We start from the raw sequence: 12,315 nt of genomic DNA, 5'->3' as shown, positions 1-12,315 counted from the left end.
TCACGCATTTTTAACGGTCCTCTTCTTGTTTGATTTGGCGGCTCTCAGCGGCCCAGCCTTTGCAGAAGGCAGCCACTAGGGCACCGAGGCAAGCGAAGCCGCTAGCGATGACGACCGCAGCGATCAACAGGGTCCAAATAGAGATTGTCACGTTGCCCATGGTTAAGTCCTCTTGGCTGCTCATCAGTACCACCACGCCTGGCAGACACCCGTTGTGGCGGGTGTTTCGCAGACCGCGCTACCCTCTTGAGGCATACAGCGCTGCCTTCGCGAAATTCCGGCTCTGCATCACGCGCCCCCTGCAATAGGCCTGCTGGGCCCACCGCGGCCACGACAGCATTGCGTTGCGCCGCAGGCCGTATGGCACGCCTCGATCCTTATCGCTTCGTCCCATAGCTTCGAAGGAACGCTTACCACTGAGGGGCTTGCTCATTCATGTCTCCTTTGGCTGCTCATCAGTACCAGGCCACCACACCTGGCAGACACCCGCCGCGGCGGGTGTTTCGCATCACTAGGTCAGGCCACAGCCGCCTTCAGGTTGCTGCCGGGCTTGAACTTCGGCGCCAGCGACTCGGGCACCTGGATGGCTTCGCCGTTCTGCGGGTTGCGCGACACACGCGCTGCCCGCTTGGTCACCGAGAAGGCGCCGAAGCCGGTCAGCGCAACAGTGCCGCCGGCGGCAAGCGTCGTGGTGACGCCGCTGATGACGGCATTCAGAGCACGCTCGGCCTCGGACTTGCTCAGCTTGGCTTCATCGGCGACGTGGGCGATCAGGTCTTGCTTGTTCATGGTGCGTTTCCTTCTATGGTTAAAGGTGTGTCCGGGTTGGACCGCCCCGGCGCGGGTTACTTAACGCAGTCTGAGCACGGGGCTCGGGTTGTTCTCCAGCGCGAGCTCGTCATCGCGACGTGGTGCACGCTGGCGGATGTGCTGTGGCTTAACCATCTCCAGCTTCACCTCCGGCTGCTCGCCAATGACGACCCGGACAGGCAGGTACCCGGACTTTTCACATTCGACTGCCGAGGTCATGATGTCCACGAGCTTCATGCCGCTCGCGGCCGGCAGGAGGTAGTCTTGGAAGCCAATGCTGACGATGCACATGGGGACGGCCTTCTTCGCGGTTGCCATGGGTGTCCCTCAGATCTTCGCGATGTCGAGCGAGATGGGCCGGTACTCTTCCGAGTCGCCGACACGCTCATAGAAGCGCACGTATGCCTTGGTGCCGATCACCTGGACGCTGTCGCTGATGGCGTACATGGCCTTCTTCCAGCGGGGATCCTGGATGTCGAGGCGGCGCAGCGAGAGGATGCGGCCGGTGTTCAGGTTGCCTTCCTTGTCCGTTTCGAAGGCGCCCTGGATGATGGCCTGCAGCTCTGGCCGTGCGCCCAGGGTCCACTCGGCGAGCAGCTCGTCGATCATCACCTTGGCCGCCTGCAGACGCTCGTCGAAGGTGATGTTCTCCGCGCGGGCGATCTGGACCTTGTAACGACCGTCGAACGAGAACAGTGTGACATTGCCCTTGGCGCCGCCGACCTTGGCACCGTACTCTTCGGCCGACATCGAGATGAACGCCTCGGCGTCGCCGAAGACGCGCTTCTTGAACTCGGCCAGCGCCTGGCTCTGGCGCTTGGCCAGCGCGACCAGCTCACCGACGATCTGGTCGCGAGTGCGGTCGATGGGTTTAACCATCTCTTCGCGGATAAGGCGGCCGCGGGCGTCCTGCATGTAGCCAGTCGGGATGGTGGTTGCTGCTTGGGTCATGGATGGCTCCGAGTTAAATCAGTGGCTGGTGGCAGGGGTGGCGGCGCTGCGGCCGAACGGAACAACCACGAATTGGCCGGCCCAGCGCGAGGAGATTTCCTGCCGAACTTCGCTAGCCTTGATCATCAGCGCCCGGTAACCGGCTTCGCTGATCCAACCGACGGCGTTCGCGAAGCCGATCAGGCCGACGGACATCGCAATGGCCTCGGCCACGGACAGGGGGTTGTCTGCGCCCATCGCGCACTGCTGGAAGGTGAAATAGCCTTCGGCGAGCTCCGAGAGCTCCGGCGTCCAGGAGTACTTCTCGCCGGCGAGGATCTCGAACATCGCCTGGGTGTCGGCGATCTGCTGTGCAGTCTTCATTTGCTATCTCCAAGGTTTTCGGCGCGCCGGCTTCCTACCGCGCGCAGCATGTCTTGACGGATGTGCTCGGGAACGATCGTGCGGGCGGGCGGTTCGCTGACCGTAACGGTCTGCAAGCGGGCCGGGGCTGTCCCTGTGCCGGCATGACCCGCGCGCTGCGCCTCGGTGTGACGCTCGGCGGACGCCGCGGCCTTGTTCGACATGCCGGCCACGATTGCGGTGAGGTAGCCATGGCTCTTCAGCGGCAGCTTCAGGCCGCCGGTATCGCGCCGGGCGATCATCTCGTCAAAGGCCAGACGCCAGTACTCCAGTGGGGCCGGCCATTCCTGGCCGTGGGCGTCGCGCACGGTGCCGGCGTGGATCAGCGCCACCATCTCGCCCAGGATGGCCGCGACGCGCTCATAACGCATCTCGGTCTTAACCGGGGCGAAGAGGCCCACATAGGCCAGGAGGGGCCGCAGCAGCCGGCCTGCCTCGGGGTGCGCGTTGACCAGGTGCAGGATGGACTCGCGCACGCCGTCGTGCGCGAACACGACATCGAGCGTGAGAGTGTTCCGGCAGACCGGGCAGCGGAAGGCTGGCAACGGCATCAGGCGGCACCCCCTGCAGCCTTCATGACCTGGTCGACGTTAATGCGGTCGAGGTAGGCAATCAGGCTGCCGGTCATGGCGGGCGTGAGCTGCACCGACTTGCGGCCGTCGCTGATGGTCAGGTCGCCGCGGGAGGACAGCGCCGCGCTGAAACCGTCGTCACCGGCCGGCGCTTCGGCCCGTGCCTTAACTACACGCTGGCGCGGGTTCAGCGTCTCGTCGGGCGGGTTGTCCGGGTTGAGGCGGTAGGCATTGACGGGACGCCCGCCGAGTTCGGATGCGATCTTCTCTACCAGGATCTCGCCTCGGTCGATCTCGCCCGTGATATAGGCGATTGGGTTCTCGATGCTCAGCTCGTCGGTAATCTCCGGCGTACGGATGCCAGGACGGCCCTTGATCAGCGCGATGATGTTCTGCTTGTTCGACATGATTCTTCCTTTCAGGTCGTGATGCGCGGGCGCTGGGTCTTTACACCCTGCGACGGGTTGGAGATCTGGCCCAGGTTGAAGGCCAGCAGGGCCACCAGCAGCGTCCAGACCAGGATGCCCAGGCGGGTGTGCAGGAACTCGCGAAGGCTCTTCATTGCGGATCTCCGGCAACGCTGTTCAAGCGGGTGTTAAGAGCGTCGCGACGCTGGCGGTACTCAATCTGGAGCCAGTTCCAGTTGTGCTCGGCCTGCTCCAGTTCGTTGCGCAGCCATGCCAGTTCGCGAGAGGCGCGGCGCTCTTCGCGATCGACGGCCCGAAGCGCGCGCAGTGCCGCCACCCTGGCGACCATGCGGCGGACTTCGCTGCCGACCCGCGCCAGGCCGACGCGCAGCTCGCGCGCCACCGGACCGTCGAAGCGCGGCCGGGCCGGGAGGTTAAGGGCGCCACGATGGCGCGATGCGTTGCTCGGGGTGCTCATGCGGGCTCCTCGTTGGTCAGTTGGATCTGGGGTGCGCCCACTTCGGGCAGGGGCAGCGTCTTCGTGTCCAAGACGGCCTGCGGTATCTCCGCCTTTGGCGCCCTTGCTCCCTTCGGCTCGAGCGGCGCAGGCTTGTACTGGCAGTCCTGGCATGCCTTCCAGTGGTTAAGCTGCAGTGGGTTGTGCGTCGGCGGATGCTGCAGAGCCTTCCCGCGGCAATGCTGGATGCCAACCGTCTCGCCGGTGTGGGGACACGGGATCTGCTCGAAGGCCTGGCGGTAGCGCATCTCGAAGCGGTCCGTCTTGGCGCCGCCGTTCCCGTACTCGCCGAGGCCGTTCACCAAGACGCTGAGGGTCGGACGGGAAACGCCCAGACGCTCGGCAACTGCGCGCTGCGTGCTGTTCTTGATTTCGTGCAGCAGGCCATGGAACCATGGCTCGCTCATGTATGCCGGACGGTGTTTAGTTGGCATCTTCAATCCCCTTTTGGTCGACCCAAACGATGCGGCCTTGATTCGGGTCGTAGATCGTCCGTGCGTGCTGCATGATTGGCGCGCGCGGCCCGGTGTACTTCGAGGCTTTCATCACGTACCGTGCGGGCTGCCCCTTCATTCCGAGAACTGCCTCTTGCGTGCGGTTGAGATATCCGGCGGCGTGAAGAGCGGCGATGTACCTCTCAGCCATGCATTTAGTGACGGTACGGTTCGCCGTACTTGCAAAGGCAGCGAGCTCCCGACAGTTGAAGTCCTTGCGTTCGAACATGCGGTGCATCGTTCCCCACATGGCTTCGGTAATGGCACCGTGGACGACCTGTGCCCCTGCACGCGTCACGCGCGGGGCTTCAACGCCGTTATCGCGGACGAGACGGTAGGTCTTGCGCACACTGAACCGATGTTCTCTTCCAGCCCACCGACGACTTCCGCGATCTCCGCCTGTGTGAACCGCTTACGGTTCGCTCGCACTGCCTCCCAGATCCGTTGGCGGGGCGTCTTCCCGCCCTTCATTTCCAGATGAATCGGCTTACGCGCCATCGCGATGCCCCTTTTGCGAGCGCAGCATGTCTCGCATCGCCTGCAGTTGATGAATCAGGCCGTCCAGGTCGGACGGGTTGAGCGGGATCGAAGCCATGACGCGCTGATGGCGGCGCGCGCCGGACAGAGCGATGTCGAGTTGCGCACCGCATTGATCGGCAGACAGAGTGGTCTGGATCACGCCTCTGGCCTTGATCTCGGGCGCATCAGTGCGGCCGATCTGGTAGTGGCAGTTATCGAAGCTGGAAAAGGTCAGCGTGCCGGCGTTCATCACAGCCTCCGTTCCGGCGAGCGGCCGGTATAGATTTCGACGCCTTCGAGCTCGGCCAGGCCGATGCTCTCGAGGCCATAGGTCATGCTGTGCTCGTGGAGTTGGGTCAGGTTGACCGAGACACGACGCACCGAGCCGTTGGACAGCTCAACCAGGCGCTGCAGGACGTCCTGCTCGATCGGCAGGCCGGGGGCATAGATCTCCGCCAGCTTGCCGGCGTCGTCAGCGGTCACGCGCTGTGCCGGCGCCCAGGTAAGCACACGCGAGTGGAACCGCTCCCAGCGCTCCAGCTTCTTGGGCAGCAGTTCCTCGCCAACCAGCAGCAGGGATCCCTGTGAGCCCTCGTAGATATCGCGCGCCAGCTCGATCAGGCTGTCGGACTTGGTCGCGTAGTCGAACTCGTCGAGGATCAGAGTGCGGCGGGACGCGCTCAGCTGCTCACAGACCAGGTCGAGCAGCACGGGCACGGTGGACCTAGTGTGTTTAACGCCCATCTCGAACAGCACCTTCTCCAGCAGCGTCTTCGAGCGCCATGCGCTGCGCATCTGGACGTAGTAGGCGCGGTTCTCGATGGCCAGGACGTTCGTCGCGAAGGTCTTGCCCCAGCCAGCCGGGCCATACAGCACGGCCATACCGGGCAGGCCGGTGCGGCGGCTGTCGAGCCGCTCGAGAGTGGCAGACACCAGGTCAAGTGTGCCGATCTGGGCGATGCCCCCAGCCGGACGGGGGTAGCCGGTTTGCTCGTCGTCGTGTTTTTGGTCATAATGGGATCTCGTTGTGATTACCGGAAGGCGTGCCGCACGGGTGCAGCCGTGCTGCTACCGCCACTAGACGCCGCCTGGAGTTGTCCCTCCAGGTGGCGTTTTTTCATTGCTCTGAACTCGGATCCCTGCGCGTAGCTGCCATACCAGCGCGCGAAGAACGGATCGTCGATGGAACCTCCATTGGTTACGGTTTGATCGAGCTCCAGCCACTTCCGGAAGCGCAACTGCGCGGTTTCGGGAAGGCGGTGGACGTTGGTGGCCGGGGGCGTAGCCTCGGCCGGGGTCGGATTGCTATCGGCCTGCTTGCGGGCGTCGAGGATGCGCTGCAGGTCAGCCGGTACCGGCGCGGCGGCCTTGCGGCCGGTCAGCGCGCGATGGGCAGCACCTGCTGCGGCAAGGGCCGGCGTGTCGTGCGCGACTGTCGGCTGGGGCAACGTGGCCAGCTTGCCGGCGGCCTCAGCGCGCTTCCGCAGGAGCGATTCGATTAGCTGGTCGGGATTGGTCTTGGTGGCCTTTGCGTTCCGACGTTGTTCCTGGATGTGGGCGCGTTGGGCTTCGCGTGCATGGGCGGCGATTTCCTTGCGGGATACGCCGGTGCGCTCCGGGCAGACAGCGACACACACGAACTCGCCCTCGTGGTAGACCACGAGCTCGCCCATGTCCGCCGTCTGACGCACGCTGACATCACGGCCGACGTAAAGGCCCAGCTCGGGCGCGATGTAGTTGCCGCTTTCGATGTTCAAGCCCTTCTTCGTCACCACGTAGGTGCCCTTGCCGGCCGGCTGCGCCAGCAGCAGGTCAAGTGCACGCTCGTCCTGGATACGCCGGATCTCGCCGCGATAGGATGCGGCCATGGCGAACGGTGTTTGCTCCAGGCCGCCATGCACGCGATGTTCGTACGTGCCGGCGAGCCAGTCATTGATAAGGGCCTGCAGCTTCGATGCCGGCAGGGCCAATTCGACGACCTGGTCCTTCTTGAAGAGGCGCTCAGCGAAGGTCTTGCGGGCCTCAATGGCCGACCGCTCGGCGACGTTATGGCCGACAAAGTTCGACAGCGCCTCCAGGTTGGAGTGCAGCAGGGTCTGGATCCCGCGTTCGACGTGCGGCTTCTCCCATGGCGAGAACGGATTGGTCGTGTGGTGCTTGATGCCGAGCTGGCGCAGCGTCTCCTGGAAATCGATTGACTGATAGTCCTTACCGTTGTCGGTCCAGACGTCTTCCGGCACGCCCCAAAGCAGGAGTGCCAAACGAAGCGCAAACTTGTGCGTCTCAGTCTTTGGCGTCGGCGACAGGACAACAAGAATGCGGCGGCTGAAGACGTCCACGACCACGGACGCGGAGTACCGGCGCTGCTTACCATCGGCATCGGTCAGCATCCAGTCGGCCGGGGTGGCATCCATTTCCCAGCGCTGGTTAAGGCGGATCACGTCGGCCGATGCGTCACCGAAGGCCGTCATGTAACTGTTCTTCCACTGGTCCGGATTGGTCGATGCGCTCAGCAGTTCAGCGTTCTTGGCCTTCCAGTTCCGCAGGAAGCGATACGCCTGGTGGTACGTCGGGACGTTAAACAGCGTGGCGTCGGTCTTCTCATCCGTCGCAGCGGCTTCGATCAGGTCCAGCAGGTTCTGCACGCCCAGGTGCGGCCGCTCGATCAGCAGCGCGATCGTCACCTTTTCCAGCATCGGCTGGGTGGTGAACACGTTGACATCCTTGCGGAGGTGTCCGTCGTTCTCGTCAATGAGGCCTGCCATGCCGGCTCGCTCAAAGTCGAGCACCCAGCGCTGTACAGAGCGCGCAGACACCTTCGGAAATACGACAATGACCTCGTGTGCCATCTGCAGTTCGTTGGCGTTGTAGGCTGCGGCATAAACCTCCCAGCTGACCGACCTCGCCATGGGCTGCTTGGCGGCGAACCACTGCTCCCAGTTGCGGACGATTGCGAATCGACCGTCCAGCCGCGCCTTAACACCCTCGGACATGTCGTCGAGCAGCTTCTTAAGGTTGGCTTCACCTTGGCGTGCCCGGAATGCTGCGCGTTCCGCGGCGGTCTGCCGGACGCGCGCTATCGCGGCGTCGACGGCCGCAGCTTCGTTCGCACGGGTTGTGAGCGTCGAGTGCCGTTCGACCTTTTTACGGACGTCAACCGGCAGGTGCGCAAGTTCGAAGACCTTTTGATGCCCACCGCGCACGGGGCGCAGATCAAATTTCCAGCCGCCACGCATCGAGAGGCGTTCTGCAGTGCTTTTGCTTACGTTAAGCGCGGCAGCGATCTGGTCGAAGACAACGTTCACGTCCGCCCTCCGTGACGCTTAGCTTCCTCTTCGACCAGCCGATCCAGTACGGACTTCGGCACGGTACGGCGCAGCTCGGCCAGTCTGTCCTTAACGGTGCGCTCCTGTAGCGTCAGCGCGCCGATCTCGGCCAGCATCGCCTCTTGGCCACGGTACACGCGGCAGCCACAGCGCTCCGCCAGGACCTCTAGCAGGCGATAGTCGCCAGTTGCCACCACCATGGCGGGGATAGCCTCAGCGGGGAAGCGCCAGCCATCGGCGCTCGGAGCGCAGTAGCGGTCGAGCATGTGCTTGCTGATGTCGTAGTTGGACAGGCGCGAGATCTGCGCGGCCACGTCGTGGCGGTCCATACCGCGGCTACCCGCAGCCGACAGCGTGTCCACTAATGCTTCGCGGACCGTCATCGCGATGTCGAGGCCGCCTGCCTCGTTCTTTGGTTGAGGGGCCACCTCGTAAAAGGACAGCTCTAGCTGGTTGGCCGCCTTTGCCTGATTTGCTCGCCGTTTCATATGTCAAATCCTCGGGAGTGGACGGGGTTAAGCCGACACCGCGCTTTCAACATTGCGGTGGTTAAGTGCACTGATAGACTTACGGGTAGACCAGCGGCCAATGCCACGTTGATTCCGGCCGCTCCTTGGGTTGCCTTGGGTGTCGTACCGGCTTGGCCAGATTTCGGAAGGCTTCATGCCGATGGCGGCAGCGATGATTTGCTCAGCGCCTGGCCACGGGGCATCTAGAGCGGCCTTGAGCGAGCCCGGGGCGTAGCCGTGCTGAAGGCTGAGTTGACGCAGGGAGAAGCCGGCCTTTTCTAGGGCGCCTTTGATGTCTGCGCGATGCCAGTCCTGCAGGACTTCGTAGTCCTGCAGGTCTGGTTTTTTTGGTTTGTTTAACTTGTCCATGGCTCGAAACATAGCATGTTTAAACATGCGCATGCAATATGTTTTCGCATGCCGCACTTAGCCTTGCGGCCTGTAATTGCATGCAGTCGGACTAAGCAATTGATTTCTATGGAAAAAATCCGAAGTGCGGCGCGCGGCAAAAAAGTGCAGCAGGTTGATGCGCTTGACGATGCCTCTCTTGAGGAAAGCGCCTCAGAGGAAGCCAAGGCAATAGGGCAGCGTATGCGCGAAGCTCGTCAGGCCCTCGGGCTCTCGCAGGTCGACCTGGCTGCAAAGCTGGGGGCATCGAAGCCGGGGTTGCAGCAGAACGAGGCAGGTAAAAACATGCCAGGCGGCCGCCTGCTATATGGTTTTTCAATGCTGGGGGTTAGTTCGGACTGGCTGCTATGCGGGCAGGGGGAGATGTTCCTGGAGGGGCACGGTGCGGGTACTTCGCATCCCCCTAGTCCGGTCGACTCGGAACTGCTCGCGGTGGTTTTGGAGCGATTGGAAGCCAAGATCGCGGCCGCCGGAGTTCGCGTGAGCGCGAAGAAGAAGGCTGAGTTGGCGGTGTTGCTTTACGACTACATTACCGAGACCGGAAATAAGGAAGGCCCCAGCATCGATCGCATTCTTCGCCTCGTCGCTTAAGCCCCCCTCGATATGCGGATTCCCTTCCAGCCTTTACCCTGCAAGGGCTGGCGCCAAATGGCATTGGCACCTATATGGTGCGATGTGCCTTGCAATCCCTCCGAGATGGGGGTTCAGGGGTATGCCACTCCACACGTTAAAACGTAGGCTGGCCCTTCCAGATTGCGGCCGATGGAGGGGCAATCCTGCGTATCGGCTGCGGTGGAGATTTGCGGGTGGCAGTTGAAGAAATGAAGAGGCGGTTCGCCGAGGCCTGGGCGGACATTGTCGGTACGGCAGGCGAGGGGCGCGCAGACGCCCAACCTTCTGCACCTTCCATCAATATCTCTGGGGGAAACGTCGTTTTCGGGGACAGTGTTGTCAACCGGAACGTCTTTAATGTCCGGCCACGCGTCACGGTTGTTCAAACCGGCGTCGGCGTGCTGGACGCTAGCCAGAAAGCGCGCTTGCTCGAGCTACGCGACCAGATCGCAGGCGTATCAAGGGCCATCGAGGGGCAAACGGTCTCTCCCGCGACCATCATGCGCAAGCTTAACGCGCACATGAACGTCAACTCCTATTCCGAGATTCCGGATGACATGTTCGACAGGGCGGAGAGCTACCTGGTGCGCTGGCGCGCCAGGCTAGACGGCATGCCTGGTGCCAACAGGTCAAAGGGCTGGAGGGATAGGCGCGTTAAGGCCATCCACGCTCGGTGCAAGGAACTCGGTATCGATCGGTGGCGGCTTAACTACATGCGCAAGGCGTGGGGCAAGGAATCGCTTATCGACCTGCCAGATGACGACCTTGAGCAGCTGTATCTGGCTGTGATGCGACGGAAGAAAGAGGAGGCGTGATGCAGACTGTGAGGGGATTCGTGCCAAAGTACGCACAAACTCGGCTCCAAAGTGGTCCGTTCTCTGTCAATTTGTGCCAAATCGGTTTTGCGGCCGTTTCGGCTGCAAAGCGTTGTCAGGACTGGCTTTTTTGCCTTTTTGGACTTCCGTTGCTCTGTGCCAAACCACGTACCCCCTCACACCATGGCTCATGCTATTGCGACGCCCCTGAAACCGGTAGGACACGCCAGCCAACACTCAGGGCCGTACGATGCAACCACCGTCCCCCATAAGCCTGATTGCTCTGCGCCGCAGGGTCGGCTTTCTTCTCGTTAGTCTTCTTTGCCGACGCAAAGAAGAGTGACCGGCAGCCCCCGCAGGGGGATGTCGTACGCACTTGGGTCCAATAACCATCGCCACTCAATCAAACAAGCGATCAACCCCGCAGGCCGATGTCGTACGGCACTTGGGTGCAAGACGCCATCACCGCTCAAAGAAACGCCGCCCCCCTACCCCCAAGGCATAGTGATCGACTTCAAGTTGGTAAAACTCTTGATCGCTTCCTGCACCCCTTCCTTATAGCCAAGCCCCGAATCCTTGATCCCGCCAAACGGCGTCAGCTCGATACGATATCCCGGCACTTCCCACAGGTTGACCGTCCCCACCTGCAACTCATCGGCAAAGCGCGCAAAGTCGTCCATCCGGTTGGTGCATACCCCCGAGGACAATCCAAAGGCGGTGCCGTTGGAAATCCGGATGGCGTCATCGATATCGCGGAAGGTGATGATGGGCGAAACCGGGCCGAAGGTTTCCTCCCGCACCACCGTCATGGCCGGATCAACGCGGTCGATCACCGTAGGTGAGTAGCGCGCCCCTTCGCGGTGGTTGCCGAGCACCAGCCGCGCGCCTTGCGCGACCGCCTCATTCACGCGGGACTCGAACAGCGCGGCGGCTTCGGCGTCGATCACGGTGCCCATATCCACGGTGCGGTCCATGGGGTCGCCGTATTTCCAGTTGCGGGTTTTCTCCACCACCAGCTCGGTGAAGCGCTCGGCCACGGCCTGGTGCACCAGCATGCGCTTGACCGCCGTGCACCGTTGGCCGGAATTCTTGTACGAGCCCTGCACCGCCAGGTCGGTGGCGCGTTCCAGGTCAGCGTCGTCCATCACGATCAGCGGGTCATTGCCGCCGAGTTCCAGCACCACGCGCTTGTAGCCGGCCTTGTTGGCGATGTACTTGCCGATGCCGACGCCGCCCGTGAAGGTGACCAAGTCCACGCTGGGATGGGTGATCAGCTCGTCGGCGATCTCGCGCGGGTCGCCCGTGACCACCTGCAGCATCTGCGGCGGCAGGCCGGCTTCATAGAGGATATCGGCCAGGTAGTAGGCGGACAGCGGTACCTTCTCCGAGGGCTTGAGCACCATGCGGTTGTTGGTGGCGATCGACGGCGCCACCTTGTGCGCGACCTGGTTCATCGGGTGGTTGAACGGCGTAATGGCGCAGATCACGCCGAGAAAGGGCGAGCGCTGGGTCATCACGCGGCGCTTCTTGCCATGCGGGGTCAGGTCGCACGAGAACAGCTGGCCGTCATCGCGCAAGGTTTCGTTGGCGGCAAAGCCAAGCACATCGGCCACGCGGCCAATCTCGTACAGCGAATCCTTCTTGCACAGCCCGGACTCCAGCGTGATCAGGTCGGACGCCTCCTCCACGCGCTCGCGCAGCAGCACGGCGGCGCGGTTGAGGATGGCGGCGCGCTCGAAGCGGGTCAGCGTGGAGCGGTAGGCACGCGCCACGGCAAAGGCTTGGCGCACGTCTTCCACGCTGGCCATCGGCACGGTGCCGACCAGCGAGCCGTCGTACGGGTTGCACACTTCGATCACGCGCTCGCGCATGACCTTCTTGCCATCGATGCGCAGCGCTTCGGCGCGGAAGTGCGGGCTGACTTGGCCGGTGGAAAACTTAGGGGCGTTCATGTCGGTTCTCGCGTCAAGAGT

Annotated in this window: 18 protein-coding genes and 2 other RNA genes; 2 read left to right on the top strand and 18 right to left on the bottom strand. The window is 62.8% G+C overall.

Annotation, left to right across the window (positions count from 1 at the left end):
• Positions 1–170: 170 nt before the first annotated feature.
• The 17 genes from OR16_RS40560 to OR16_RS28970 form a co-directional block, all read right to left on the bottom strand.
• Positions 171–232: hammerhead ribozyme type II (locus OR16_RS40560), an RNA gene on the bottom strand.
• Positions 233–442: 210 nt separating this feature from the next.
• Positions 443–509, bottom strand: an RNA gene (locus OR16_RS40555) — hammerhead ribozyme type II.
• 7 nt (positions 510–516) lie between these two features.
• Positions 517–789: an HU family DNA-binding protein gene (locus tag OR16_RS29035; protein WP_006162151.1), complete on the bottom strand. Its 273-nt coding sequence runs from the start codon at positions 787–789 to the stop codon at positions 517–519.
• A gap of 60 nt (positions 790–849) precedes the next feature.
• On the bottom strand, positions 850–1,128 hold the full coding sequence (locus OR16_RS29030) for a hypothetical protein (protein ID WP_006162149.1): 279 nt from the start codon (positions 1,126–1,128) through the stop codon (positions 850–852).
• A gap of 9 nt (positions 1,129–1,137) precedes the next feature.
• Positions 1,138–1,761, bottom strand: coding sequence for a DUF3164 family protein (locus OR16_RS29025; protein WP_006162148.1), 624 nt, complete (start codon positions 1,759–1,761; stop codon positions 1,138–1,140).
• 18 nt (positions 1,762–1,779) lie between these two features.
• A complete protein-coding gene (locus OR16_RS29020; protein WP_006162146.1) occupies positions 1,780–2,124 on the bottom strand; it encodes a hypothetical protein in 345 nt (114 codons plus the stop codon).
• A complete protein-coding gene (locus tag OR16_RS29015) occupies positions 2,121–2,714 on the bottom strand; it encodes a hypothetical protein (protein ID WP_043421589.1) in 594 nt (197 codons plus the stop codon). Before OR16_RS29015 ends, OR16_RS29020 begins: the two co-directional genes overlap by 4 nt.
• Positions 2,714–3,142 carry a hypothetical protein gene (locus tag OR16_RS29010; RefSeq protein ID WP_006162140.1) on the bottom strand — a complete coding sequence of 143 codons (429 nt, stop codon included), beginning with the start codon at positions 3,140–3,142 and terminating at the stop codon, positions 2,714–2,716. Before OR16_RS29010 ends, OR16_RS29015 begins: the two co-directional genes overlap by 1 nt.
• 11 nt (positions 3,143–3,153) lie before the next feature.
• Complete coding sequence (locus OR16_RS44180) at positions 3,154–3,297, bottom strand: hypothetical protein (RefSeq protein ID WP_158001395.1); 144 nt, start codon at positions 3,295–3,297, stop codon at positions 3,154–3,156.
• Positions 3,294–3,620 carry a hypothetical protein gene (locus tag OR16_RS29005; RefSeq protein ID WP_006162138.1) on the bottom strand — a complete coding sequence of 109 codons (327 nt, stop codon included), beginning with the start codon at positions 3,618–3,620 and terminating at the stop codon, positions 3,294–3,296. The genes OR16_RS44180 and OR16_RS29005 overlap by 4 nt, the downstream gene beginning before the upstream one ends.
• Positions 3,617–4,066 (bottom strand): MarR family transcriptional regulator, encoded by a 450-nt coding sequence (locus OR16_RS29000; protein ID WP_006162136.1) that lies wholly within the window; start codon positions 4,064–4,066, stop codon positions 3,617–3,619. The genes OR16_RS29005 and OR16_RS29000 overlap by 4 nt, the downstream gene beginning before the upstream one ends.
• Before the next feature lie 16 nt (positions 4,067–4,082).
• Positions 4,083–4,502, bottom strand: coding sequence for a hypothetical protein (locus OR16_RS40550; protein WP_237717266.1), 420 nt, complete (start codon positions 4,500–4,502; stop codon positions 4,083–4,085).
• A 138-nt stretch (positions 4,503–4,640) separates the two neighbouring features.
• Entirely contained in the window at positions 4,641–4,922 is a 282-nt protein-coding gene (locus tag OR16_RS28990) for a hypothetical protein (RefSeq protein ID WP_006162133.1), read from the bottom strand.
• Positions 4,922–5,605, bottom strand: coding sequence for an AAA family ATPase (locus tag OR16_RS28985; protein ID WP_050983141.1), 684 nt, complete (start codon positions 5,603–5,605; stop codon positions 4,922–4,924). Before OR16_RS28985 ends, OR16_RS28990 begins: the two co-directional genes overlap by 1 nt.
• 98 nt (positions 5,606–5,703) lie before the next feature.
• Complete coding sequence (locus tag OR16_RS28980) at positions 5,704–7,977, bottom strand: DDE-type integrase/transposase/recombinase (protein WP_006162130.1); 2,274 nt, start codon at positions 7,975–7,977, stop codon at positions 5,704–5,706.
• A complete protein-coding gene (locus OR16_RS28975; protein WP_006162129.1) occupies positions 7,974–8,486 on the bottom strand; it encodes a hypothetical protein in 513 nt (170 codons plus the stop codon). The genes OR16_RS28980 and OR16_RS28975 overlap by 4 nt, the downstream gene beginning before the upstream one ends.
• A 27-nt stretch (positions 8,487–8,513) precedes the next feature.
• Entirely contained in the window at positions 8,514–8,876 is a 363-nt protein-coding gene (locus tag OR16_RS28970; RefSeq protein ID WP_050983144.1) for a helix-turn-helix domain-containing protein, read from the bottom strand.
• A gap of 108 nt (positions 8,877–8,984) precedes the next feature.
• Here OR16_RS28970 and OR16_RS40120 point away from each other — a divergent pair, with 108 nt between their 5' ends.
• Positions 8,985–9,506 (top strand): helix-turn-helix domain-containing protein, encoded by a 522-nt coding sequence (locus OR16_RS40120; RefSeq protein WP_006162126.1) that lies wholly within the window; start codon positions 8,985–8,987, stop codon positions 9,504–9,506.
• A gap of 215 nt (positions 9,507–9,721) precedes the next feature.
• Positions 9,722–10,342 carry an ORF6C domain-containing protein gene (locus OR16_RS28960; protein ID WP_141639934.1) on the top strand — a complete coding sequence of 207 codons (621 nt, stop codon included), beginning with the start codon at positions 9,722–9,724 and terminating at the stop codon, positions 10,340–10,342.
• Positions 10,343–10,830: 488 nt separating this feature from the next.
• On the opposite strand, the gene phnY is transcribed toward OR16_RS28960, so the two are convergent.
• Positions 10,831–12,294, bottom strand: coding sequence for a phosphonoacetaldehyde dehydrogenase (phnY, locus tag OR16_RS28955; RefSeq protein WP_006162122.1), 1,464 nt, complete (start codon positions 12,292–12,294; stop codon positions 10,831–10,833).
• Positions 12,295–12,315: the final 21 nt, after the last annotated feature.

Origin of the sequence: Cupriavidus basilensis OR16 (assembly GCF_000243095.1) — a bacterium.
GTDB lineage: Bacteria > Pseudomonadota > Gammaproteobacteria > Burkholderiales > Burkholderiaceae > Cupriavidus > Cupriavidus basilensis_D.
Note: the sequence above shows the minus strand (reverse complement) of the source record. Positions and strands in the feature narration are given on the sequence as shown.